19 protein-coding genes are annotated in these 24,949 nt (G+C 69.1%); 8 read left to right on the forward strand and 11 right to left on the reverse strand.

Going from position 1 to position 24,949, the window contains the following annotated elements:
- Together Air01nite_RS17575 and Air01nite_RS17580 are read right to left on the reverse strand one after the other, a co-directional pair.
- A partial coding sequence (locus Air01nite_RS17575; RefSeq protein WP_203703595.1) for a multicopper oxidase family protein occupies positions 1-1,694 on the reverse strand: 1,694 nt, incomplete at its 3' end.
- A complete protein-coding gene (locus Air01nite_RS17580; protein WP_203703596.1) occupies positions 1,691-2,194 on the reverse strand; it encodes a DUF6220 domain-containing protein in 504 nt (167 codons plus the stop codon). The genes Air01nite_RS17580 and Air01nite_RS17575, both read right to left, overlap by 4 nt.
- A 178-nt stretch (positions 2,195-2,372) precedes the next feature.
- Between Air01nite_RS17580 and Air01nite_RS17585 the strand changes: the two genes are divergently transcribed.
- Positions 2,373-4,475: a sensor histidine kinase gene (locus Air01nite_RS17585; protein ID WP_203703597.1), complete on the forward strand. Its 2,103-nt coding sequence runs from the start codon at positions 2,373-2,375 to the stop codon at positions 4,473-4,475.
- Complete coding sequence (locus Air01nite_RS17590) at positions 4,468-5,163, forward strand: response regulator (RefSeq protein ID WP_239090769.1); 696 nt, start codon at positions 4,468-4,470, stop codon at positions 5,161-5,163. The genes Air01nite_RS17585 and Air01nite_RS17590 overlap by 8 nt, the downstream gene beginning before the upstream one ends.
- On the opposite strand, the gene Air01nite_RS17595 is transcribed toward Air01nite_RS17590, so the two are convergent.
- Positions 5,087-5,887: a MerR family transcriptional regulator gene (locus Air01nite_RS17595; protein ID WP_203703598.1), complete on the reverse strand. Its 801-nt coding sequence runs from the start codon at positions 5,885-5,887 to the stop codon at positions 5,087-5,089. The genes Air01nite_RS17590 and Air01nite_RS17595 overlap by 77 nt on opposite strands.
- Before the next feature lie 115 nt (positions 5,888-6,002).
- Here Air01nite_RS17595 and Air01nite_RS17600 point away from each other — a divergent pair, with 115 nt between their 5' ends.
- Positions 6,003-6,611, forward strand: coding sequence for a TetR/AcrR family transcriptional regulator (locus Air01nite_RS17600; protein WP_203703599.1), 609 nt, complete (start codon positions 6,003-6,005; stop codon positions 6,609-6,611).
- Here Air01nite_RS17600 and Air01nite_RS17605 read toward each other — a convergent pair whose 3' ends face one another.
- From Air01nite_RS17605 to Air01nite_RS17615, 3 genes are read right to left on the reverse strand one after another with little or no spacing between them, the layout of a single operon-like run.
- Positions 6,612-7,025 (reverse strand): Rid family hydrolase, encoded by a 414-nt coding sequence (locus tag Air01nite_RS17605; RefSeq protein WP_203703601.1) that lies wholly within the window; start codon positions 7,023-7,025, stop codon positions 6,612-6,614.
- A gap of 15 nt (positions 7,026-7,040) precedes the next feature.
- Entirely contained in the window at positions 7,041-7,595 is a 555-nt protein-coding gene (locus tag Air01nite_RS17610; RefSeq protein ID WP_203703602.1) for an NADPH-dependent F420 reductase, read from the reverse strand.
- 34 nt (positions 7,596-7,629) lie between these two features.
- Positions 7,630-8,598: an aldo/keto reductase gene (locus Air01nite_RS17615; RefSeq protein ID WP_203703604.1), complete on the reverse strand. Its 969-nt coding sequence runs from the start codon at positions 8,596-8,598 to the stop codon at positions 7,630-7,632.
- 251 nt (positions 8,599-8,849) lie between these two features.
- Here Air01nite_RS17615 and Air01nite_RS17620 point away from each other — a divergent pair, with 251 nt between their 5' ends.
- Positions 8,850-9,569: a GOLPH3/VPS74 family protein gene (locus Air01nite_RS17620; RefSeq protein WP_203703607.1), complete on the forward strand. Its 720-nt coding sequence runs from the start codon at positions 8,850-8,852 to the stop codon at positions 9,567-9,569.
- Positions 9,570-9,631: 62 nt separating this feature from the next.
- Here the strand turns inward: Air01nite_RS17620 and Air01nite_RS17625 are convergent, their stop codons facing one another.
- Positions 9,632-11,101, reverse strand: coding sequence for an alpha/beta hydrolase (locus Air01nite_RS17625; RefSeq protein WP_203703609.1), 1,470 nt, complete (start codon positions 11,099-11,101; stop codon positions 9,632-9,634).
- A gap of 30 nt (positions 11,102-11,131) precedes the next feature.
- On the opposite strand from Air01nite_RS17625, the gene Air01nite_RS41595 reads away from it, so the two are divergent.
- The gene (locus tag Air01nite_RS41595) at positions 11,132-11,404 is read left to right on the forward strand and encodes an ester cyclase (RefSeq protein ID WP_275408207.1); all 273 of its coding nucleotides are present in this window, start codon (positions 11,132-11,134) and stop codon (positions 11,402-11,404) included.
- An 18-nt stretch (positions 11,405-11,422) separates the two neighbouring features.
- Here Air01nite_RS41595 and Air01nite_RS17635 read toward each other — a convergent pair whose 3' ends face one another.
- From Air01nite_RS17635 to Air01nite_RS17650, 4 genes are all read right to left on the reverse strand, one after another.
- A complete protein-coding gene (locus Air01nite_RS17635; protein WP_203703612.1) occupies positions 11,423-14,656 on the reverse strand; it encodes an NACHT domain-containing protein in 3,234 nt (1,077 codons plus the stop codon).
- A gap of 140 nt (positions 14,657-14,796) precedes the next feature.
- Positions 14,797-16,422, reverse strand: a complete 1,626-nt coding sequence (locus Air01nite_RS17640; RefSeq protein WP_203703614.1) for a S9 family peptidase — start codon at positions 16,420-16,422, stop codon at positions 14,797-14,799.
- Between the two features lie 232 nt (positions 16,423-16,654).
- Positions 16,655-17,335, reverse strand: a complete 681-nt coding sequence (locus Air01nite_RS17645; protein WP_203703615.1) for a response regulator — start codon at positions 17,333-17,335, stop codon at positions 16,655-16,657.
- Positions 17,332-18,492, reverse strand: coding sequence for a sensor histidine kinase (locus tag Air01nite_RS17650; protein ID WP_203703617.1), 1,161 nt, complete (start codon positions 18,490-18,492; stop codon positions 17,332-17,334). Before Air01nite_RS17650 ends, Air01nite_RS17645 begins: the two co-directional genes overlap by 4 nt.
- A 170-nt stretch (positions 18,493-18,662) precedes the next feature.
- On the opposite strand from Air01nite_RS17650, the gene Air01nite_RS17655 reads away from it, so the two are divergent.
- From Air01nite_RS17655 to Air01nite_RS17665, 3 genes are all read left to right on the forward strand, one after another.
- The gene (locus Air01nite_RS17655) at positions 18,663-19,079 is read left to right on the forward strand and encodes a hypothetical protein (RefSeq protein WP_203703619.1); all 417 of its coding nucleotides are present in this window, start codon (positions 18,663-18,665) and stop codon (positions 19,077-19,079) included.
- The gene (locus Air01nite_RS17660) at positions 19,076-20,611 is read left to right on the forward strand and encodes a multicopper oxidase family protein (protein ID WP_203703621.1); all 1,536 of its coding nucleotides are present in this window, start codon (positions 19,076-19,078) and stop codon (positions 20,609-20,611) included. Before Air01nite_RS17655 ends, Air01nite_RS17660 begins: the two co-directional genes overlap by 4 nt.
- Before the next feature lie 795 nt (positions 20,612-21,406).
- Entirely contained in the window at positions 21,407-24,709 is a 3,303-nt protein-coding gene (locus Air01nite_RS17665; protein WP_203703622.1) for a glycosyl hydrolase, read from the forward strand.
- Positions 24,710-24,949 lie beyond the last annotated feature (240 nt).

Raw genomic sequence — 24,949 nt, forward strand, 5'->3', positions numbered from 1 at the left:
AACGTGTCCAGCCATAGTGGACTGCCGGTTGGTGGCCTCCCGTCGCGGGACAGCACCAGCACGTGATGACCGTGCGGGTGCATGGGGTGGGTTTCGACGCCGCGGTTGACCACGGTGATCCGGATCAGGTCGCCCGCTCGCACGGTCAGCGGCGGCACCTCTGGGAACACGCGGCCGTTGACCGTGTACGCGTAACGGAACCCGCCATTGACGAACCGCATCTGGCGATCCAGGACCAGCGTGTAGTCGCGGTCGAACGTAGTGGGCAGCTCGCCTGGCGACCCGTAGCCGAGCGGATCGAAGACCGGCGCGTCGGCGTACGCGACCCCGGATGCCGAGACTCCCTGCGGCTGGAGGGCAAGGCCGCTCGAGGGTGCGCTCTCCACAGCGAGCCCGACCTGTTGGTTGGGCATGGTGAAGGCGAGGTCGTAGCGGCCACCGGCGGGCACCCGTAGCACCTCGCCGGACACCTCGGTCGGCGCCGAGATGTCGCGGCCGTCCATCGCCACGACGCGGAAGGCCACGCCGCCCAGGGAGAACCGGTGCGGAGTCTGGTCGGTGTTGACCAGGCGCAGCCGCACCGGGGTTCCGGCCGCGACCGTCGTGTGCTCCAGCCGGTCGCTCGCGCCGACCAGCACGGCACCGTCGATTGTGTGCACGGGAACGGTCAGGTCAACGCCGGCACCCGCGGCCCGCGACACGACGAGTGTCCCGAACAGACCGCGGCGGACCGCATCGGCCGACTGTTGGTGGCTGTGATACCAGTACGTGCCCGCGTCCTCGGCGCGAAACCGGTACGTGAACGACTGGCCGGGCATGATCGCGTCCTGGGTCACGCCGGCCACCCCGTCTTCCCCGTTGGGCACGTCGTAGCCGTGCCAGTGCAGGCTCACACCGGCATCGATGTCGGCGTTGCGCAGCATCACCTCGACGAGGTCGCCCTGGGTCGCGGTCAGCGCCGGGCCGGGCAGCGAGCCGAACGTCCACGCGCGCACGACGCGCCCGGACGGCAGCACGACCTTCTGCTGGCGGGCGGTGAGTTCGAAGCGGCGAACGGCACCGCTCGATCCGGCGGGGGTACGCAGTGACGTCACCGACACGCTTCCGTGCCGCTGGGTCTCCTCGCCGCCGGAGGCCGCCGCGGCGACCGGCGCCGCGGCGACGAGCACGCACACCACCGCGAGCGCGCCCACCGCCGCGGGCCGCCCCCGCCGCCCGACGACAAGCCAGGTGATCACGGCCAGCACGGCGAGGATCGTGGCGATCGACGCCACCGCGGTCGCCCTCGCCGGGTAGCCGACCACGAGTGTCGACGCGATCCCTGCCGCGCCCGCGTACCCGGTCGTCAACAGGGCAGACCGCGCGAACGGTGACGGCTGCGCACCACACCTCGCGGCCGCGACGAGCGCCGGCCCGGCAGTCGGCGCCGCGACCAGGACCGCCACGAGCAGCAGCGGCAGCGCCAACACCACCTTCTCCTGGACGAACCACCAGCCCCGGCCCGCGAGCACCGCGACGACGACGATCCGGGCCGCGGTAGCGGTCACAGCGGCGCCGGCCAGGGACACCGCGAGCATCCCGCGCCGCCGCTGACCTTCCACGAGGCCGCCCGCGACGACGCCGGCGCCGACCCAGAGGGCCGCGATCAGGACCGTCAAGGCCAGGTCGACGGCCAGGAGCTGGTGCGTCTTCACCGCTGCCCGGCCAGATCGGATTCCCGGTCGGCGACGGCGGCGGCCCGGCCGGCGCGGGCGAAGGCTCGGGCGCGGCGGAGCAGGACGATGCTGGTCCACAGGATGGCCAAACCGTTGAGCGCGTGGAATCCGAGGACGATCTGGCCGCCCACGTTGGTGCGCTCCGGCGAGGAACCGGTGAGCGCGGCCAGGAGGAACAGGATCGTCTGGCCGGCGATGAGGGCTATCGGCAGTGCGGTGAACCCGATCAGGCGGCCGGGTGCCCGGGCCAGGGCGGCGCCGGCGACCGCCAGGATCATCAGCGCGGGCAGCACCATCCGCCCGTTGACCAGGTGCAGCACGAACTGCGACTCGTGCTCTCTCGCGGGCGCGGTGAAGACGCCGAACGCGGCGAGGTAGAACTGGACCACCACGGCGGCGAGCAGCAACGCGCAGACGACGACGTACGCCTGCCGTATGACGCCGGGCCTGCCCCGACGGTCCACCTGGTCCTCGGTCATGTGAGCCTCCAGAATGCCGGAAGGGCGCCGGCGGGTCGGCGCCCTGTTCACCGACGCTACGAAGCACTCGAGCGGTGCGGAATCAGGCGGCCCACCGCCTCGGGGCGCGGTTTTCCTCCACCCGTACCGGTGGCAGACCTCCTGGCCACCCACGCCGCGTGCCCCGACAATGAACCTCGTGCGGCCGATATCCTGGGTGTTCGCGCTGGCCGGTGCGGCCGCGCTCGGGTCGGCGGTCGTCCTCGACCTGGTGTGGGGCGATCCCGCACACGCGCTCTGGGCCCTTTCCGGGCCGGCGCCGTTCTATCTGGTCGGGCTGCTCGCTTCCTGGCACCGACCCGATCATCTGGCGGTGCGGTGGCTGCTCGCGACCGGCACCCTGTTCGCCTTCGACATCTGCCTCGGCGAAAGCCTGCTCGGGCTGGTGATCTCGACGCCGGCCGCGCCGGTGATCGTGTTGCTCCGGCTCTGGGTCGGGCTGGGGGCCACCGCGGCCGGCATGGGACTCATCGGCCTTTTCCCCAGCGGCCGGCCCGAGAACGCGACAGAGCGCGCCGTGCTCTGGACGGTCGGCGCGCAGGTGGCGCTGCTGCCGTTATTCGCCGCGGTGACCAACCCTGACCTGCTGCGCGGTGTCTATCCGGAGCCGGGACAGCTAAGGATCCCCAGCCCGGTCTACGTCGAGGAGCTCGCGCGGCTCGGCCCGGCCGCCGACTGGCTCCTGCTCAACTTCGCACTGTGGACGGCCGTGGGCTTCGCGATGCTGGCGTTGCGGTACCGGCGGTCCGCGCCCGCTCGCCGGCGCCAGATCCGGTGGCTGCTGGTCGGCGGCGCCGCCGGGTTCGTCGCGTGGTGGGCGCAGGTTTACCTCCTCTTGTGGCTGGGCCCGGACTCGGTCGCCGTCCAGGTCGGCGAGCTGGTGTTGTGGCCGTTGACCGTCGCGATGGTGCTTGGTTCGCTCCTCGTCGCGCTGTTCTACGACGGCGTGTTCGGCATCGACCGGCCGGCTCGACGGCGGCTCGCCTACCGCCTGTCGTGGACGTTGATCGGCGTGGCACATGTCTGTGCAGCCGCCGGGCTCGGCCTGCTGGCCGCCCGACTGTCGACGGCGGAGACGGCCGTCCTGGTCGCCGTCGCCGCGTCCCTCGCCCTCCTGCCGGTGCGTGGGCGCCTGCAACAGGTGGCGGACCGCTGGGTCTTCGGAGCGCGGCTGGACGGGTACGAGCTGCTCACCCGGTTCGGCGCGTCGCTGGACCAGTCGCCAGGGCCGGCGCGGCTGCTGCAGACGCTGGCCGAGACGGTCCGCCGCGGGCTGGACCTGACGTGGACCCGGGTGCGTCTGACGGCCGACCCCGCCACCGGTGCGGCGCCCGCCGGTGCCGACGCCACCGGCTTCGCCGGGACGGTGATCGCCGCGGCGGAAGAGCCCGCGCTCACGGTCGTGATCCGCCACGGGGACACCGAGCTGGGACGCATCGAGTGCGGGCCGCGCCAGGACGGCAACGTCCTGGTCGAGGAGGATCGACGCCTGCTGGGTTACCTCGCCGGCCAGGCGGCGGCCGCCGTGCACAACCTCCACCTCGCCGCCGAACTGTCCGTGCGACTGGGCCAGATCCGGCGGCAGGCGGCCGAGCTGTCCGCATCGCGGCAACGGGTCGTCGCCGGCCAGGACGCTGAGCGCCGCCGGATCCAGCGGGACCTGCACGACGGCGTCCAGCAACACGTGGTCGCGGCGACCGCCAAGCTGGGCCTGGCGCGCCAGCGGATCGGCCGCGGCGACCCGCGCGGCGAGCAGCTGCTCGCAGAGCTGTACCACGATCTCGGCCAGTTGCTGAACGAGCTGCGCGACGTCGCGTACGCGATCCACCCGCCGGTCCTGAGCGATCGCGGGTTGCTGGAGGCCGTCGAGGCACAGGCGGCGCGGCTGCCGGTGCCGATGGCCGTCCGCGCCGACCCGGCGCTGCGCGCCGTCCGCTATCCACCGGCGATCGAGGCCACGGCCTGGTACGCGCTGGCCGAAGCACTGTCCAACGTGGTCAAGCACGCCAACGCCGTCCAGGTCGACGTGTCCCTGCTCCAGCGCGGGGACCGGTTGCAGCTGACCGTCCGCGACGACGGTTGCGGGTTCGACCCGGCCGGCGCCCGTGGGCTCGGGCTGGCCGGACTGACCGACCGGCTCGACGTGCTCGGCGGAACGTTGAGCGTCGACAGTGCGGCCGGCCGTGGTACCACACTGAGCATGGAAATTCCCTTGGACAACCCGGACCCGGCCGATGCGTGAGCCGTTGGGGATCGTCCTCGCGGACGACAACTACCTCGTCCGCGAGGGCGTGCGCCGGCTACTCGAGGACTCCGGCGAGGCGGTCGTACGGGCCGCCGTCGGTTCGGCGCCGGAGTTGCTCGACGCGGTGCGCCGCATGCGCCCGGACGCCGTCCTCACCGACATCCGCATGCCGTCGCCCGGGCACGACGGCGAACGGTCCATGGAGGGCATCGACGCGGCACACGCCATCAAGGCCGATCATCCGGAGACCGGCGTGGTGATCCTGTCGCAGTACGCGGACGAGTCCTACGCGTTCGCGCTGTTCCGCGACGGCACCGCCGGACTGGCGTACCTGCTCAAGGACCGGATCGGGGACGTGCACCGGCTGCTGTCCGCGTTGCGCGAGGTCGCTGCCGGAGGTTCGGTCGTCGACCCGCTCATCGTCGAGGTGCTGGTCGCCCGCCGAGCCCGGCTGCGCGAGTCGCCGCTGTCCCGGCTCACCCCGCGCGAACTGGAAGTGCTGCGGACCATGGCGCAGGGGCGGGGCAACGCGGGCATTGCCGCCGAGCTGCGCCTGTCCGAGTCCTCTGTGGAGAAACATGTGAACGCCATCTTCGCCAAGCTCGGCCTCACGTCGGAGCAGCTCGTGCACCGCCGGGTGACGGCCGTGCTGACGTTCCTGCGGGAAACGGGCCTGAGTCAGTAGCGCCGCGCAGTTGCTCCTGGGCGAGGGCACTGGCCCGGCCGAGCACGTCGATCTGTGCGGTGTTGTAGAGCGCGACCACGGCGTCGACGAACGTCTGCTGGGTGACACGCTCGCTTTTGGACAGACGTCCGGCCGGATCGCTGAGCCACGGATAGTCGACGAGGTGCTGCGCCAGGATCGGGGCGAGCTTCTCGGCAAGGCTCTGCCGGGTCGCCTCGTCCGCGTCGGCGGGCAGCGCGTCGATGTCCGCGTTGATGGGGTCGGTGTCGGCCTCGACCAGGCGCCGCAGATCCTTCAACGCGTCGTCGTCGTACAGCTGGGTGAAGACGTGGATGAGGGCGGTGTCGGACTCGGACAGGCGTGGCGCGACAGACTCGAAGCCCGCCGGCGCGTCGGCCGGGGCGCCGTTGCGCAGAATGACGGCGATGTCGGAACGGGCCTTCCGCAATCGCTCGACCTCCGCCGACAGATCGGCGTCGATCTGACGCAGCACCTCCGTGGGGACGTCGCCGTCCGACCCGATCGCGCCGATCTGGGAAAGCGGCACCCGCAGCTCCACGAGCCGCCGGATACGCAGCAGGCAGACGAGGTGCTGGACGCCGTACTGCTTGTATCCGTTGTACCGGCGTTCCGGCTCCTCGAGCAGACCGAGCCGGTGGTAGTGCCGCACCGTGTTAACCGTGGTGCCGGCGAGCTCGGCGAGCTCCCGGGTGCTCCAGGCCACGTCGGCCCCCTCCAGCTGTCAGGCGAACCGCGACGACTTCTGTACCGATCGGTCTTCTTCTCGGCCACGCTAGCACATCTGATCCGTTCGGTACAGAAGGAGTACGCTGTCGCCCATGGAGAGCACCAGCCAGGCCAAGATCGGTCGACCGAGGGGTTTCGACGCGGACGAGGCCCTGGAACGCGCGCTGCTGGTCTTCTGGGAGCGAGGCTACGACGGCACCAGCCTCACCGACCTGACCAATGCCATGGGCATCGCCCGCACCAGCATGTACGCCGCCTTCGGCGACAAGGAAGCCCTGTTCCGGGCAGCGCTCGCCCGGTACGCGGAGGGTCCCGCCGCCTACGCGGCCCGAGCCCTCGACGAACCGACGGCGCGGGAGGTGGCGTCCGCCCTGCTGCACGGCGCCGTCCGCACCACCACCCACCCCGGTCGGCCCGCCGGCTGCCTCCAGGTCCAGGGCGCCCTCGCTGCCAGCACATCCGCGAAATCCGCCCGCGACGCCGCCGCCCAATGGCGCAACGACGGGACCACCCGCCTGCGCGAGCGGCTCCAGCGCGCCCAGGACGAAGGCGACCTGCCGCCGGACACGGACGTGGCCCTGCTGGCCCGCTACCTCATGACCGTCGGCAACGGGATCGCCGTCCAGGCCGCCGGCGGAGCCACCAGCGACGACCTGCACCGCGTCGCCGACGCCGCACTGGCCAACTGGCCGCCGGCGTAGTCAGCTGACGATTGCGGTGACACGGATCTCGACGCGCATCTTCGGTGCGCCGAGAGCCGCAACACCGATCTCGGTCCAGATGGGCGCGCGGTCGCCCATGTGCTTGCGGAACTGTTCCACCATGACGCGGTTGTGGACCGCACCGATGAAATCCGGGGAGCCGGGAATGTGGTACGAGTCCACGGCGACCACGTCGCGCCAGGTCGCCCCGGCCGTGGCCAGGGTGCGTGCGACGTTGTCGAAGGCCCGGACGATTTCGTCCTCGAGATCCTCGGGAAAGTTCCAGTCGTCGTCCCACCCGCCCTGCCCCGAGATCTCGACCCGGTCGCCGATCCGGACGGCCTGCTGGTAGTGCATGTTCGCTAGCTGCGTCTCCCCGTACCCGGGAGTGGCGAAGAATTGTGGCGCATTCATACCTGTCTCCTTGAACTACTCGCTGCGGGTCGCCCGGCGCAGGTTGCGGATGAGCTCCGCGCGGCTCTGGCCGTGCACATGGTGTTGCCACATAGGCGTGCCTGGGGAACTCCGCCAGGATTCGCTCAGCGGGCTGTTGTCGACGGTGTCGAATCCGAACTGGTCGTACAACCTGGTGACCAGCTCGACGGCCTCGGGATAGTCGCTCGAGACCGCCAGCGCCAACCGATCGTGCGCGCCTGCGGGCCGGGCCAGCGCGAACAGGCTGGGTGCCTGGATGTGGGTGAACGCCTTGGCGATCTTCGACCTGGGTAGCTGTTCCTGGCGCAGCTCGTGAACCGTCTTGCGACCGGAGTCGATCAGCGGAAAGTTGCCGTCGCGCCAGACCATGTAGTTGTTCGTGTCCAACACGATCTTGCCAGCGATCGCCTCGACCGGCAGAGGATCCAAGGGCTTGTACGGGTACGCGATGATCGCGAAGTCGCCCGCCGCCGCGGCGCCGGCGGCGTCGGCGGCGCGCGCGATCTGGCTTCCGACCTCGCCGGCGCCGATGATCCCGATGGTTGTCACAGGTGCTCCCGGTCGGAGATGGTGACGAGAGCGGTCAGCGGTCGATGGCGGCCATGTTGGCCGTGTCGAAACGATCGCCCGAGGCCGGGGAAAGCCTGTTCAGGCGGGCGATCTGGTCGGTGGTGAGCGTGACGCCGCCCGCGGCGGCGTTCTCCTCCAGCCGGTCGATCCGCGTGGTGCCCGGGATGGGCGCGATGTCGTCGCCCTGGGCGAGCAGCCAGGCCAGGGCGACCTGCGCGGGTGTCGCTTCGACCTGCGTGGCAACGGCTCGGACCTCGTCGACGATGCGGAGGTTGCGGGTGAGGTTGTCACCGGTGAAGCGCGGGTTGGTGCGGCGCCAGTCGTCGGCGTCGAGGCCGTCGAGGGAGCGGATGTTTCCAGTGAGGAAGCCGTGCCCGAGAGGCGAGTACGGCACGAAGCCGATCCCCAGTGCGCGCGTGGCGGGCAGGATCTCGGCCTCGGGGTCGCGAGTCCACAGCGAGTACTCGGTCTGGACAGCTGTCACCGGATGCACGGCGTGCGCCCGCCGGATCGTAGCCGCGGCCGCCTCCGACAGTCCGATGTGGCGGAGCTTGCCCTCGGCCACGAGTTCGGCCAGCGCACCCACGGTCTCCTCGATGGGCGTGTCAGGGTCCACCCGGTGCTGGTAGTAGAGATCGATGTAGTCGGTCTCCAGGCGCTTCAGCGATCCCTCGACGGCGAGGCGGATGTTGGCCGGGGTGCTGTCCGGCCCGGAGCGCCCGGTGTGGGAGACGAGGCCGAACTTGGTCGCCAGCACGACCTCGTCCCGGCGACCCCGCACGGCACGACCCACCAGTTCCTCGTTCGTGAAGGGGCCGTACAGCTCAGCGGTGTCGATGTGGGTGACTCCGAGATCGAGGGCACGCCGGATCGTGCGGATCGACTCGTCGATCCGGCCCGCACCGGTGTAGAACGCCGACATCCCCATGGCCCCGAGGCCGATTCGAGAGATCTCGAGGCGGCCGAACGAAGCGATCTTCATAGTGCGAACTCCCCCACTGCTGGTCGCGGACAGGGCCAAGTAGAGACCGTGTTGTCGGAACACAGGCAAGGCCACAGAGACGACCGTCACGCGCAGCCGTCGCCGAGCGCGGGCACGGTCTGTCTCCGTGCTGCGCGCCGTGTCCGCGAGCTTGACCCTGTGGTGGGGACAGGGTGTCGACTCCGTTCGACACGCGACCTTCGACCACGGGGTCAGCGTGTGACCCTGGCCGGATCGAGAGGACAGCGACGATGGCTCAGCGACCAGGCGATGCTCGCCTCGAATCCGCCACCCTGGCGGAAGATCTCCTGCTGCTCCTGTTCCAGCCGAACTCCGGCATGCGGGGCACCGGTGTCATCGCCGGTGAGAACACGCTGTACTACGTTCTGGCGGGAGCGGTTCTCGCCGATCTCGGTCTCGGCGGGCACGTGCGCACCCTCCCCGGCTGGGGCGGATCGACCCGGGTGGAGGCCGTCGCCGACAATCCCCCCGCGGACGAGGTCCTGCGGTACGCGTGGGAGTACGTCGCCGAGAAGCCTCGGGGTCTCCAGGCGACGCTCGCCACGATCGGGCCGAGCCTGCGGAGCCTGGTGCTCGACAGGCTCGTTCGACGCGGCGACATCCGTGAGTCGAGCCGCAAGGCACTCGGCCTGTTCGACATGAAGGTGCTCGAGGACGGCGGAACGGACAGGCGGGCCGGGCTGCTCTCCGCCGTACGCGAGGTGCTCGTCGACGGCGTCGAGCCGCAACCCCGGGTCGCCGCGCTTGCGGCATTGTTGTCAGGAAGCGGCACGCTGCCGCAGTTCCACCCCGGCATACCTTGGACCTCCCCCGTCATCGCCCGCGCCAAGGAGCTCGAGCGAGGCAACTGGGGAGCCGAAGCCGCCGCCGAGGCGGTCGCCCGCACCGTGACCGCGACCATCGTCAGCAACGTCGTCGTCGCGGCGGCTGTCCTCCCGCCGCCGCAGTAGAGCATTGGCCAGCGGCGGATGGGTGATCCCCGCGCTCCACCCACCCGCCGCTCCCGATCTGGTCAGCCGGCCGGCTCGGCCGGGCAGGCGAGGTCGTGGTGCGGGCGCCGGCCGGTGGTCAGAAAGGTGGTCACGGCGTCATTCGCGCACGTGTTCCCGGCGAGCACCAGGTAGGCGCCGTGTCCGCCCTGGTCGGCGGTCACCATCCTGGCCCGGTCACCGAATGCCTTTCGGAGTTCCTGTGCGCCGGACAGCGGCGTACCGGGATCGCGGAGGTTCTGCACCATGAGCACGTTCGACGGCCCTCGGTCGCCGATGCGTACCGGCCTCTCGACGGGGCTCGGCCAGTAGGCGCACGGCGTGATGTTCGCCGTGGCCGCGCCGATCAACGGGTAGGCGACCCGGTGCTCCGCGACGTCGCGCTGGTAGCCGCGGACGGACTTCGGCCAGGGCGAGTCGCCACAGATCACGTGATGCCTGCTGGACAGGATGTTGTCGGCCTTCGCCGGCGGCGGTGCGGGAGGCATCGGCTGGCCGGCGTCGAGCGCCTTCCAGATCGCGGCCAGCGTCGGCATGCCCAGGTCGCTGTAGAGGTATTCGAAGGTGATCCCGCGGAACAGTGAACCGTCGACTCCCTGGATCGGCGTCCTGTCCAGCCTGGCGGCAAGGTCGAAGTACTTCGCGCGTACCTGGCCGGGTGTGGTGCCCAATCCGTACTGCGGGTTGGCCGCGGCGAACGTCGCGAAGTCGGGAAAGCGTTCCTCCATGCCGACGGCCAGGCGCTGAAACGCGGTTCGGTCGTAGCCGCCAGACCCCAGACTGCTGTCCAGCACGATCCGATCGCTGCGCGCGGGGAACAGCGTCGTGTAGACCGCCCCGAGATAGGTGCCGTAGGAGGCGCCGAGGTATGAGATCTTCGGCTCGCCCAGCGCCTCCCGGATGCGGTCCATGTCGCGCGCCGTGTTCGCGGTGGTGATGTGGGGCAGCAGCGCGGCCGTCTCGGACGTCAGGCACTGCTGGGCGATCGTCTTGGAGATCGTGGCGTCGCGGACCACATCGGCCGCGTTGTTCGGGTACGGCAGGTTGAGCCGCGCGATCTGGTCCGGTGTCAGATCACACGTCACCGGCGCGCTGTGGTCCACGCCGCGAGGATCGAAGCCGATCACGTCGTACCGGTCGCGAACGCTCTGCGGCAGTGGATGCGGCAGAACAGGGTTGGTGAGCAGGGCCGGATAGGCCAGACCGGCGCCGCCAGGGCCGCCCGGATTGGTCAGCAGCACGCCCCGGCGCTGCGCCGGGTCCGAGCTCACCAGACGGGAGACGGCGATGTCGATCTGCCGCCCCTTCGGTTCGCGATAGTCCAGCGGCACCTGGACGATCGTGCATTCGAGCGTGGCTGCTGCGACGTCCGCCGGGCACGGCCCCCACTGCAACGCGCTCGGCCTGGTCGCTGCGGACGTCGCAGGGACTGAAGCGGTCGTCACCGCCGCGACGGCCAAGGCGAGCGCCACGTACAACGTCTTTCTTCGCATCTGACTTCCTCACTCCACAAGGACTGGTGGATGAGGGCTAGTCGAAACCATGTCGCCACCACACGGTCAAGCACGGAGTTACGCTCGCCTCGCCGACAGGGGGAGCGGCACGCTCACGGCGACCGTGTGGCAGCCCGTCTGTTCAACAAGGGCACGCACACGAAGGAATGGCTCGCCGTGCCCCCCACCGGCACGACCTTGGAGTTTGCCGAGTACTCCTTCCACAGGGTCCGTGACGGGCGCTTCTACGAGATGAACTACCTGATCGACGCCCAAGCGGTGCAGCGCCAGCTCGGCAACTGACGCACAATCATGACCACCTCACCGGTGCCGTCCGCCCTGAGCCAGGCGACCTTGCAGACGCTCGTGGCGGAACTGGTAGACGGCGCCGTTTCGGCGTAAGACGCCGCGGATGGTGTAGGCGTCGTCCAGGAACGCCTGCAGTCGCCACGGAAGTTTCTGGTCGGCCGCCAGCCACAGCCGGCTGGCGCTGTAGTGCCCATACCGACATTGCGCGGCGGCGACGACGAGCCCAGCTGACACACCGTAGGTGGCCGTCGTGCTGATCGTCGCGAGAACCGCCGCGGCCGGTCCGTAGACCGCCATCGTCCATGTGCCCGCGGCCAGACCCACGGTGACCGCCAGCCCGACCGTGGTGCGCAGGAAGGCCCACCGATCGAGGTCCAGGAGTCGACGGGGCGACAGGACCAGGTTCTCGGGCGCCGGCTTTCCTTCGGTGCCAAAGGCAACGATGGCGGCCGCCGCGCTCGTGACCCCGATGAGAAGTGCCCACTGTGGACCGATGCGGCTGAAGCTCGCACCGAAGGCGACCATGCTTCCCAGGACCGCTCCGCCGAGCACGCCGGCACGCGATGCCCGAAGGCCGGTCGACGGCCGTCGTCGTGCGTGGATCTCGAGAGACACTTTGACAGCCAGAGCCGACGTCACGCCGTACACGATCGCGTAGGCGAACCCGGCCACGACGCCGACGAGAACGGTGACGACGACGCCGACCTCTTCCGGACGGATCGCCCAATGGGCGGGACCACGGTGGCCGGTCGCGTCCGGCGTGCGGCGGCGCCACAGGTCCGAGCGGCGGTAGGAGCCGTAAAGGACGATGGCGCAGCCGGCGACGCCGTACGCCACACCCGCTGCGCCCGCGGAGAGCACGTCCAGCGCGCCGACCAGCACGCCGACCACGATCGCCGGGCCGGCGAAGCGCGTCCCGTCGAGCAGTCCGACGGGCCGGTGGTCGCTGGCGGTGTCGGGCCGGAGCCGCGGCGGGGCGACCAGGAACCAGGTGAGAAGCCCGAAGAGGACCGCGTCCGCGAGCGCGTTCGCCCATGGGTTCGGCACGTCGGATCGACCGTTGAGCGCGAGAAAGCTGAACAGTCCGGCGCTCACGCCGATCAGGACGCTCCGGGTGAGGGGAAGGCTTGCTCCGGCACGGCGGACGCCCACGCGCGCTGACCACGTCGCCAGATACCAGATCAGGAAGCCGACCGCGAATCCGTCCGCGGGCGCCAGCATCCAGCCGTGCACGACGTCGTCCTGATGGCCGTCGGCGAGCAGTCCCAGGATCATGACGAGAACGCCGACGACAACTGCGGTGGCTCCCGGTGAGGTCGTCCTCCATCGCGCGAACAGGTGGAACGGCCGGTCGACGGCGCACGGCGACCGAGGGAACAGCCGCGTGGCGATCCAGGTCATGGACACGGCGATCGCGTAGATGCCGATGAAGCCGTTCCAGTCCGGATCCCAGCGGTTGACCCATCCGTCGGCGAAGCCCCCTCCAAAGCCTTGGACGAGGGACCGCTCCGGCCGCAGCGCGCTGAGGCCGTCGACGACTCGGATCAACACGGGCGGCGCCGCCACCACCGCGCCGACGGTCAGGGCGGGCCGCAGCCCGGTGCGCACGAGTCGCAGCGGTTGCCAGCACAGCCCGGCAGCGAGGCCGGCGACGACGGCGAGGTCGTAGCTGCCGCTCATGATGCCGGCGATGTACGCGCCGAGCACAGCGACCAGCGCGGCCCGGTAGTTCCGCGAGAGATAGAGCAAGGCCGCGTAGACGGCCACCGCGGCGAGCCCGATCCGGGCCGCGTTCGTCAGGCCCCGGTTGAGGTCGTTCAAGAGCAAGCTGTACATCAGCGCTGCTGAGACCGCGGTCCAGGTCAGCGCCAACAAGGGCGTGACCACGTACGTGAGTCGCTCCCGCGTGCGCTTGCTCGCGGGCGCGACGGGCAGGTCCCACCAGGCGAGGTTCACCGAGTCCGGCCGAACGAGGCTCTCGGCGGCGAGGTAGCCCAACCACCGCCTGACGTCGCTCACCGACCAGCGCTGATGGTCGTCGTCGGGATATCGGAGGTTGAGAAACCCGTCGAGCAGGCGATCTTCGATGGCCGCAGCGTCGGTCTCGGCGAGCAGCTCGGCTGGTCCTGGCCGGCCCTGGTCGTTGTAGATGGCGTCGACCAACATCACCATCAGCGGTGTCCGCAGCACGTCGGCGATCGCCTCGCGTTGACGGACAGCGGCCGCTACCGGGTCCCATCGTTGGGTATTGCCGTCTGACCGGCGCGCGAGGTAGTCGAGCACCTGCTCGGGGTCCTGCGCGTCGAGAACGACGCCGACCGCGCCGTCGAGCGGTCCGTCGGCCACGGCGGCGAAGTACGGGTCGTGCCTGCTGCTGACCAGGAGGTATTGACCGGGTCGCAGCTCGCTGCTCAGGCGTTCGACCGCTTTGGCGGCGAGCGCCGCGGGCAGTTCGTCGAGGCCGTCGACGATGATCGCCACCCGTCCCTCGTCCAGCAGCGCCCGAGCGAGGGTCCGCCGACTGCTTCCTGGCGCCGGCACACTCAGGAAGGAATAGCTGGTGGCAAGCCATTCGGCCACCCAACTCGCGAAGTCGGTCGCGCTCGGATCCCACGAGCTCGCCGGCAACAGGACCGGAACCAGCTGACCGCTCTCGGGCTCTCGCTCGTCGAAGATCTGGTTGATCAGCGTGATCAGGAGCTCGGTCTTCCCGGACCCGACCTCGCCGAGAACCACCAGACGACGGGATGGAACCCGGCGCAGCCAGATCCGGGCAAGGTCCGGACCACTGCCGCGCAGTCCCGTGTACGAGAGAGCCCAGTGCGCGGGATCCGGTCGGTGTCGCGATGCCGCGTGGCCACCGACCTCCAGCACCCGCGCCCACGACGAGAACCCGTCGGACGGGGTCGAGGTCCAGGAGATCGGCAGGCGCCTGGCGGCCGGGTAGAGCTGCAACCGGATTCCCTCGGCCCGCCATTGATCCGCGACCGCGGCGGAGAGATCAATTGTCGCGAGATCCAGAACCTCCTGGAGTGTCCCGACTGGACGCTCGAGGGTTCGCTCTCGCGCGTCGACGACGACCGACGCCGCTCCGAAGACCACCAGGAGCGCGATCCAGACCCAGGCGGGAACCGCGACGGGAGCCTTGCTGCTGACGAGGTTGATCAGCAATGCGACGGCAGACGTCAGTGCGAAGCTGCGCAAGGCGATGACGAGCGGTGAGCCGAGGCCGCGATCCTCGCGCACGGCTCACCTCCACCCGCACACGACGTGGTCCCGAGATCGCCGAGAGTACAGAGTTCGGCCATTCGACGAAACACACGAACGAGCTACGGCCGCGACGGGCCGATGCGAATTCTCGTCATTCGCGGCGGGCGGTGCTGAAGCTAGCCGGTCAGATGCTTGATCAGGAATTCGCCGGCGTCGGAGTACGCCTTCTCCTGGTTCTTCCTCCGGATGAAACTGTGACCCTCGTCCGGGAAGACTTCGTATTGGACTTCTACTCCACGGTCGCGCAGTCGCGCCACGATCTGGTCGCTCTCGTCCTTCGGAACTCGCGGATCGTTCGCACCCTGGATGACCAGCAACGGCGCCCGGATCTGGTCCGCGTGCGTCACGGGCGACCGGTTGAGCAGGCGGGGCGCTTCTGCGTCGGGGTCGCCGATCACTGCGGTGACCAGCGACTTCCACGTCGGGGGTGCCGCCTTGGCCAGGGTGACGAGGTTGCTGGGTCCGCAGATGTCGACGCCGGCGGCCCAGTCCAGTTCCGGTAGCCGGCTCAGGCAGGACAGCACGGCGAACCCGCCGTACGAGCCGCCCATGACGGAGATGCGCGCCGGATCGACCCAATGCAGGCCACGCAGGAAGGCCACCGCGTCGGCGAGGTCGAGCAGGTCGCCACCGCCCCAGTCGCGGTTCACCTGGTCCGAGTAGGCGCGGCCGTATCCGAGCGATCCCCGCACGTTGGGTGCGAGCACCGCGATGCCGTGGCCGGCCAGGTATTGGTAGAACCCGTCGTACTGGTAACCGGGGCGCTCTTGCCACGCCGGCCCACCGTGGACCATGAGGAGCGCACCGGCCTGCCCCTCACGCATCGGCCGGTAGAGGTAGCCGGCAACGAGTTGGCCGTCCCGGGTCGGGTAGCGGATCAGCGTCGGCTCGACGAAGGTGCGCGGGTCGGCCGCAACCGGACGCGCGTCACTCAGCCATCTGAACTCTCCGAGGTCGAGGTCGATCACGGCGAGGTTCCATGGCCGCGTCGGCGTGGACATGCGCATTACCACGGAGCGGCCATCCGGGGAGATTGTCAGATCGGTTGCCGTCCCACCCGGCAGATCGGGGACGGCGATGTCCTCGCCGGTGGCAAGGTCGCGTGCGCGCAGTTGCGAGTAGCCGTCGACGTTGACGTTCCACACGAGAATTCGGCCGTCGGCCGACAGCGACACCTCTTCGACGTCCCATTCCGGATCGTCTATCCAGGACAGCTGGCCGGTCCCCGCGTCCATCCGTGCCAGCCCGGTGAACTGTCGTCCAGCGTTGGTCAGCACCAGGAAGCTGCCGCCGTCGGGCAGCCACGGCCCCAACCAGTACGTCGCCACCTCATCCCGCGGCGTGAGAAGCGTCGCCGGACCACCGTCGGTCGGGACGACGTAGACCAGGTGGTCGCTGTTGGTGGTGCGCCATTCGGAGACGGTCAGCCGGGCGCCATCCGGTGACCAGTAACAAGGAAAGACGCGCCCACCAGCCACGTCGAGCCGCCGGGAGTCACCAGTCAGCGTATTCAGCACCAGCACGTCCTGGTCGGCCGGGTTGCGCTCGTTTCCGCAGTAGGCGACCGAATCTCCGTCGGGAGAAAACGGATCGCCGAGCGCGAGGGCGTACTGCACGCCAGGGCTGTTCGTGAGGCTGAGTGGCTCGCCGCCGTCGGTGCCCACCCGGTAGAGCTGGGTCAACTCGTTGCCATTGTCGTCCGCCGTGAAAAGCAGCCACTCCCCGGACGGGTGCCACGCCACGCGACGGACCGCGGAGTCACCGTACCGCGTGAGCCGACGCGTACGGTTCTCGGAAATCCGCCGGACAGCGAGGTTGAACTGACCGTCGTCGCTGTCGTCGACGAAGGCGATCTGATCATTGTCCGACGCTATCGACAGAGCCGGCAGGAACCGGATCCCAGGCAGGTAGTCACGGTAGGAAGGCACGAACGCATCCTAGAGACACTTAGGACTCCGACCCGGACCTGCGCCTTCAGCCGTCACGGCGACTTGACGCTGCGGTGCGGGCGGCCAGCAATCCGGCCTGGGTCCGGTTGTCGCAGCCCAGCTTGGCGAGGACCTGCGACACGTAGCCCTTGACGGTCGCCTCGCTGAGCCGCAAACGCGCGGCGATCTGGGCGTTGGACAGTCCCTCGCCGAGACAGCCGAGCACGTCGGTTTCCCGCGCGGTGAGTGAGCGGATGAGGGCGAGGCGCCTGTCGTCCACGGCGAGTCGGTCGACGGCCGGCGCGAGCAGGGGGCGCGTCGCGGCCGGGGAGAGCACGGTGTGTCCTTTGGCCGCTACCCGTACCAATCCGGAGAGATCCTCTGGTGGTGTTGATTTGAGCAGGTAGCCGACGGCTCCGGCGCGCATCGCGCGGATGACGTACTCGTCGGCGTCGAACGTGGTGAGCGCGACGACGACGGGTGGGTTCGTGCGGGCGTTGATCTCCTCGGTGGCGGCGAGCCCGTCGACTCCCGGCATGCGTAGGTCCATGAGGACGAGGTCGGGTTGGTGTCGGACGACGGACTCGACCGCTGCCGCGCCGTCGTATGCCTCGTCGATCACGTCGATGTCGTGGGCGGCGCCGAGGATGGTCCGCAGGTGCGCGCACACCATCGGGTCGTCGTCGACGACGAGCACCCGGATGGGGCGGTCGCCGGGGCGGGTCATCGGGGCCGCTCGGGGCTGGCCGGCAGTGCGGCGTCGACGCGGAACCCGCCGTCGGGTCGTGGTCCGGTGTGGATGGTGCCGCCGACGAGGGTGATGCGCCGGCGCAGCCCTTCCAGCCCGTGGCCGCCGCCGGCGTCGGACAGCCCGGGGTCGCCCGGGTTTGGTGAGGCCGTGTTGTCGATGGTGAGCCGCAGGCCGTCGGGCCGGTAGCGGACGTGAACGCGGGCTTGCGCGCCGTGGGCATGCTTGCGCACGTTGGTCAGTGCCTCCTGGACGATCCGGTACGCGGTGCGGCCGATCACCGGCGACGTATGGATCGGTTGTCCGTCCTGCACCAGGTCGACGCGTACGCCGACGGACTCGGACGCGGCTACCAGTTCCGCCAGGTCCGGTGCGGGCACCCGCGCGTCGGGGCGCTCGACCACACCGCCCTCCTCTCCATGACTGGGAGCGTGCAGGAGCCGTACCACCTCACGCAGCTCGGCCAGCGCCTGCCAGCCGTTCGCTCGTACCTCTTCGGCCGCCTTCCTGGTGGCTTCGTCCGTCGCCGTGACCTCGAGCGCTCCAGCCTGCAGCACGATCAGGCTCACCCGGTGCGACACCACGTCGTGCATCTCCGTCGCCAACCGGGAGCGTTGCTCGGCCAGCGCGCGCTCGGCGATCATGTGCCGCTCTCGTTCGGCGGTCGCGACGTACGTGCCGAGAAGGGCCGCGCTCGCGGTGAACGCCAGGTTGCGTGAACCGAGCGCGCCGGACTGCGCCCACGGCACCGCCGAAAGTCCGATGAGGACCGCCACGGGTGGGACGGCGGCACGTGCGCGATTCGCGAACGCCAACGCTGCGTACGCGGCGAAAGGTGCCGTCGGCGGAAGCCACGGCACAGCGTTGAGGTCCGCACCGGTGCGCAGGATGGTGCCGGGCACCGCGACCTCCACCGCCGTCGCCAGCCCCGTCGCCGTCACCGTGAGCCAGACCGTGGCCAGCGGCGCCCGGCGGCGCCACCACAGCGACACCGCGAGGGCCAGCAATACCACCGCCGTCGCTCCGTGGTGCTGGCGCACGACCGGGGTCGGCGATCCCCACAGCGTCACGGCGCCGACGGCCACGGCGACCGACACTGCCGCCACGTCGTAAAGGATCTGCCGCTCGGTCCGCACCACACCACGGTAGGCCGCGGGCGCGGGGCGCAGTAGTCCTGGCGCACCGGACCACCAACCTTCGTCGGTGTCCGACCCCGACGTTCTCCGCTGCCGGCGGCCGGCGGTGACCGGTCGAATGAGGGAGAGCCGGCAGCGCGTGCCGGAAGGGGACAGCCGGAAGGGAGAGCATGTCCGACGACGAGCCGGCGGGCGCCCGTCATCGCCGGGAGCGGCGCTGGGCCTACCTGCCGTACCGGATCCTCATCAGCGTCGCCGCGGTCCTGGTGTTTCTCCAGCCGGTGCTCGCCGGACAATTCCTGTCCGGCACGTTCGGGTCGCTTCAGCGACACCAGAACGTCGCTGCGCTCGTCGACATGGTGCTGATCGTCGCCGCGCCCGCGGCGGTCCTGATCAAATGGCCCGGCGGCGGACCGATCTGGCCGAGCATCGCGACCGCCGCGATGCTCGGCGTGACGGCGTTGCAGAACTGGGCAGGGTTCAACCGGATACTCGGCCTGCACGTCCCGCTCGGCGTCACGATCGTCGTCCTCGTGCTGGCATTGGCGATCTGGGCGTGGCGCCCGCAGGCCGGGCGGCGACGATGACGAGGCTGAGCCGGCGCGCGTTGCTCGGCGGGGCCGTCGGGGCGGCGGTCGCGGGCACGGTGGGGGTGCCGCTGGTGTCGGGCCTGGCCGGGTCCAGCTCGACCGGGACGCTGCTGACCAGCCGGGTGCCGCTGCCTCGGCCGTTCACGGCGCCGCTTCCGGTCCCGCCCGTGCTCGCGCCCGTACGCGCCGACGCCGACACCGACTTCTACGAGATCGTCCAGCGCCCGGCGACGGTCGAGATCCTCCCGGGCGTCCCGACCACGATCTGGGGTTACAACGGCATCTTCCCCGGCCCGACCCTCGTCTCCCGCAGCGGCCGCACAACCATCGTGCGGCACCGCAACGAACTGCCTGTGCCGGTGGTGGTCCACCTGCATGGCGGGCACACCCCACCGCAACACGACGGCTACCCGACCGACCTGATCCTGCCGACCGGCACGCTCACGGGCCACCCGGACCCGTCCGGTGTCGTCGCGCGCGGCCAGCGCGACTACGAATACCCGCTGCTCCAGCGAGCCGCCACGCTCTGGTACCACGACCACCGGATGGACTTCACCGGTCCCGCCGTGTGGCGCGGCCTCGCCGGCTTCCACCTCGTCCACGACTCCGAAGAGGACACCCTGCCGTTGCCCCGCGGCGAACTCGACCTGCCGCTCATGATCGCCGACCGGTCGTTCGACGCCGACGGCTCGCTGCGCTATCCGAGCCTGGACCCCACGTTGCTGCATCGCCCGGGTGTCCAGGAGCCGTACCACGCCGGGGTACTCGGCGACGTGATCCTGGTCAACGGCGCGCCCTGGCCCATCGCTGACGTGCCGGCGGTCCGGCACCGGCTCCGCCTACTCAACGCGTCGAACGCCCGCCGCTACCGGCTATCGCTCGATCCCCCACCGCCGGGCGGCGGGGCACTGGTGCAAATCGGGGCCGATGGCGGCCTGCTCGACCGGCCCGTCGTGCATGACACCATCGAAATCGCGCCGGCCCAACGCTACGACGTGATCGTCGACTTCGGCCGGTACCGGACAGGCCAGGAGGTCACCTTGGTCAACGGCTTCGGCAGCGGTACGGCGGCCCGCGTGATGCGTTTCCGGATAGGCGCGCGCGTCCCCGACGACACCGCGATTCCAGAACGACTCTCGGAGACCGTCCCGCTGCGCCGCCTTGATGCCGTCGTCACCCGCACCATGGTGTTCCAATCGACCGGGGCGGGCTGGACAATCAACGGACAGCCGTTCGACCCGCAACATGCGGACGTGCGTCCACAGCTCGGCAGCGTCGAAATCTGGCGGCTGATCTCGGACTTCCACCACCCCGTCCACCTGCACCTGTCCGCGTTCCAGGTGCTGTCCCGCGGCACCGGCGGCCCGGGCCCCTATGACCACGGGTGGAAGGACACCGTCGACCTGCGACCCGCCGAAGAGGTCTCGGTCATCGTTAGATTCGAGAGGTACGCGGGCAGGTATGTCTTCCACTGCCACAACCTCGAACACGAGGACATGATGATGATGGGCAACTTCCAGACCCGATGAGCCACTTGGTGGTCGGCGGTGCGACGCCCTTCGATCGCATCGTCGACGACGAGGCCGGCGAGCAGTCCGTCGCGCACCGAGGCCGGCAGGCATCGCGCCCGGTCGGTGTCACTCGCCTTCTCGGCCCGCACGACGAACTATGCGAGCGATGCGCGGAACTCCCCTCGCTCGGACCCACTGGCCAGGATCGGTGTCGCCGAGGGACCACCGCAGCGACTCAACGAGATCAAATCGCTGCGATCATGGAGGAGTTGGTGGACTGCTCGCGATCTTCAATCGCGCCGACCCGCTTTCGTGCTGGGCGGACCAGGTGATCTTGAGGCTCAGGAACACCGTCCTCGGCAGACTCTAGGTCGCCGTCCCTCCGCAGGCGAGACACGTTCGAGGACGCGCAATGTGGTGTCGCGATGGGGCGTGAGGGTTCGGCACTGAGCACGCGAACACACCGTGCCAGGTCAACCAGATCCACTGTGTACGGACGCATGGTTCAGGCGAGGACTCGCTTGCCCCGCAGGCCCCGGAAACCCCGGCGCAACGTGCGAGAAACCCTTGACCAATCGCAGATGCGGCACCTACTGTCGCAGATAGAAGATCTTAAAACGTTTCAAGATCCAAAGAGTCGCAGCCACGCAGCCGATCGGCGCGCGCTGCTCCGCTGCCGCGGGCCCAGAGCGCATGGAGAACTCCGGGTCAAAACTGCTTCGCTCTGAAACGTTTCACACCTAGCGGAAGGGTAGTGCGTTGAGCGATACAACTAAGGATGCGCCGAGATTCGACAGTTCCATCTCTCGCCGGGTGGTGCTGCGTGGAGTCGCCGCAGCCGGTGCGTTGGCGGTCGCCGGGAGGGTCATTGGATCCGACCCGGCCAGTGCGGCGGAGCCGTCCGCGGATGTCGGGACCGCCTCGAGCACCAAGCATCCGGCTTTCGCACGCTTTCTGGAGGGCAAGTACGTCGACCCGGACCGTGTCTTCAGCGGCGAGGTGCGGTGGTGGCTGGGTGATGCGGCGCACACCGACGAGACCCTGCTGGAGCAGATCCAGGCTATGTACGACGGCGGGTTCCGGGGTGTGGAGCTCTGCATGCAGAACGACACCGGCGCGCCCGACGCTGTCTACGCGTACGGCTCCGCGATGTGGGCTCACAAGTGGAACTTGATGATGAACAAGCTCCTCGACCTGGGCATGAGCGTCCACCTCACCTCCGGCACCCACTGGGCGACCTCCAACGTGCCCGGCTTGGACCCGGACAGCCAGGCAGCCATGCAGAACCTCACCTTGGGCACCAGCACGGTGGACGCCGGCCAGAGCCTGACCGCTCTGCCTGCGCCCGGGGCCAACGTGCGGCGCACGGGAGCGCGATTCGTCACCGCTTACGCGTACAAGGTGGTCTCCGGCAACGCGGTCGATGCCGCGACCCGAGTCGACCTGCCGGTAACGCAGGGCGCGGACGTGTGGACACAGACCTTGAACTGGACGGTGCCCGCCGACGGGACCTACCGGGTCTTCGCGATCTGGACCCAGGGGACGTATCAGGCTTCCACCCCGGCAGCGGAGCCGAGCTACGCCACCAACTACTTCGACGTACGCGGCGTGGCGGCGCTCAGGGAGTTCTGGGAGGAGCACTACCTGGCCGATCCCGCGCTGCGGCGGAAGATCCTGCACGGCGACGTGCAGCTGTTCATGGACTCGCTCGAGATCACCCCCGGCTCGTCCGGAATCACGTGGTGGGCCGAGGACATGGCCGCGGAGTTCCGGAGGCGCAAGGGCTACGACATCATGCCCTACGTATTCCTCATGTATGGCTTGCCTCAGGTCAACGCTGTCTACAACGCGTACATCGATCGCGCCAAGGGGACCTACGACCTCGCTGGTGAGGCGAGTCGGCGCGAGAAGATCATCAATGATTTCCTCGATGTTCTCACCGACCTGTTGGCGGAGAGGATGCTGACGCCGCTGAAGGAGTGGCTCAACTCCGTGGGCATCGAGACCCGTGCCCAGATCTCCTACGGCCGCTCCTTTGAGATCTCCGAACCGATCATGGCCGTGGACTACCCGGAGGCGGAGAACTTCAACCAGTACAACCAGGTGGACATCTTCCGGCTCTGGACGGGCGGCGCCAAGCTCACGAACAAGGTGCTCTCCAGTGAGTCGGGAGCCCAGTTGCCGCAGTACGCGACGCGTCAACTGCAGGTGAAGGACTTCTACCGAACCTACGCCGCCGGCTTCCAGCGAATGATCTGGCATGTGTGGGCCGCGGAGTTCGCGTACGGCAACTACAACTGGCCCGGGTGGAGCCGCAACTTCTTCCACCCCGGCACTCGACACCCCAGTGCGCGCGACTACGACGAGTACAACGCGCACCTGGGTCGCGTCCAGCAGCTGATGCAGACCGGCAAGGCACGTTCCGACGTCGGCTTCATCCACAACAACTGGAACCAGGGCATGGCCTTCCGGGCGGAGAACAACGGAAGCAATCCCGTGGTCTCGCAGATGAACTGGCAGCAAGCCCACATGGGCGTCTACTACCGCGCCACCGAGTTGCAGGACAACGGGTACACCTACGACTACTTCAGCCCCGCGTTCCTGTTCGACGACGGCGTCTCCTTCGACCACAAGACCAAGACCATCGAACCGGCCGGCTACAAGGCGATCGTCCTTTACCAGGATTGGCTGGACGTCGCCGGCGCCAAGAAGCTCCTGGACTGGGCCAGGAAGGGCCTCAAGGTCGTCATCCTGGGCGATGCCGCCTCGCGGACGCCGTTCAACGACGACAAGGACGCCGAGCTCAAGAAAACCATCGACGCGTTGAAGAAGCTGCACACCGTCCGGACCGCGACCGTGTTCGACCCGATCGACGACTACTTCAGCGCCACCCCCGGCGGCTACCACGACGACGTCATGGCCAAGCTGCAGGAACTGGGCGTGTACCCCTACGTCGGGTACGCGCAGGAGAACCAGCAACTGCTCACCCAGACGCGCCAGGACGAGGACGGCAACCGCTACGTCTACCTCTACAACTACGACAACGGTTCCTACCGCGACCAGAGCCTTCGGCCGGAGGTCCGTGACGCACCCAACCCCGGCACGAACATCAAGACCGACATCAAGATGGACGGCGAGTTCGTCCCGTACGCCATCGATGCCTGGACGGGCGAAGTGACCCAGCTCGCGACCTACACGTGGGAGAAGGGCCGCACCGTGGTGCCCGTCGACCTCGACTACAACAACATCGCCCTGCTGGCGTTCGAGAAGGTGAATCCGGGGCAGTCGCACAAGCAGTTGCGCATCGCCTCCACCGACGCCGACTCGGCATACGCCGTCCCCGACGCGGTGATCGTCCGCGCCACTACCAGCGGGAACGTGACGACGAAGCTGAGCAACGGCAAGCAGTACCGGAGCACTGTCACCGTGCCGGCGGCCTATGACATCACCGGCTGGGACCTGACGGTCGAATCCTGGCGGCCCAACAGCACCGAGAGGGACCTGGTCCGCACAGAGACCATCGGCGATCTCACGACCGTGAATCGCCTGACGTCAACGGTCAAGACACCCATCAACGTCCACCTGGACACGCTGACCACCTGGAACAACATCCCAAGCGTCGGCAAGGCAGTCTCGGGCACCGCTCACTACGAGGCCAGCTTCCATTGGGACGCCAGGAAGGCCAGCGGCGCCTACCTCGACTTTGGCGACTCGCTGAACGAAAGCATGAAGGTCTGGATCAACGGCCGGAAGGTCGGCGGCCACGTCTCCACCAACCCGACCAAGGTCAAGAAGGACGTCGGCGGCGTCGGGAAGGCGACCATCGACGACGGCACCGGCCACCAGGTCCCCCTGGTGGGCAAGGACGAGTACACCGGCGGCATCAGCCTGACCAAGCCGGTCGTCGATGTCAGCCCCTACCTCAAGGACGGCGTCAACCAGATCGTCATCGACTACAGCTCGACTCTCCAAAATCTCCAACTCGACAGGGGCGTCATCCCCGAGCAGGTCACGCTCAGAAACTGGTGGGAAAACGATCAGGTCTACCTTGACTACGGGCCGAAGCAGGCGAAGATCGTGCCCTTCGTCGAAGTGAAGTACTCCAGCAAGCCATGAGGCGCGCTGAGCGGCGGCGGCGATGACACGACGCCAAGGTCCTCGGGCCCAGGTCTGGAAGACCCTCAGGTGGTCGATCGGCTCGTAGCCGAGGCCACGACGTTGTGCGGCTGCCGAGCTCGACCTACGCACCACCAGTTCGGGCTAAAACGAGCCGGCGCCTCGATGACCGCCGTCACCGAGGCGACGGCTCGACCTCCCGCGCCTGGCTGGTTTCGCGGTGTCGAGCCCGCCCAGTAC

Origin of the sequence: Asanoa iriomotensis (assembly GCF_016862515.1) — a bacterium.
Lineage (GTDB): Bacteria > Actinomycetota > Actinomycetes > Mycobacteriales > Micromonosporaceae > Asanoa > Asanoa iriomotensis.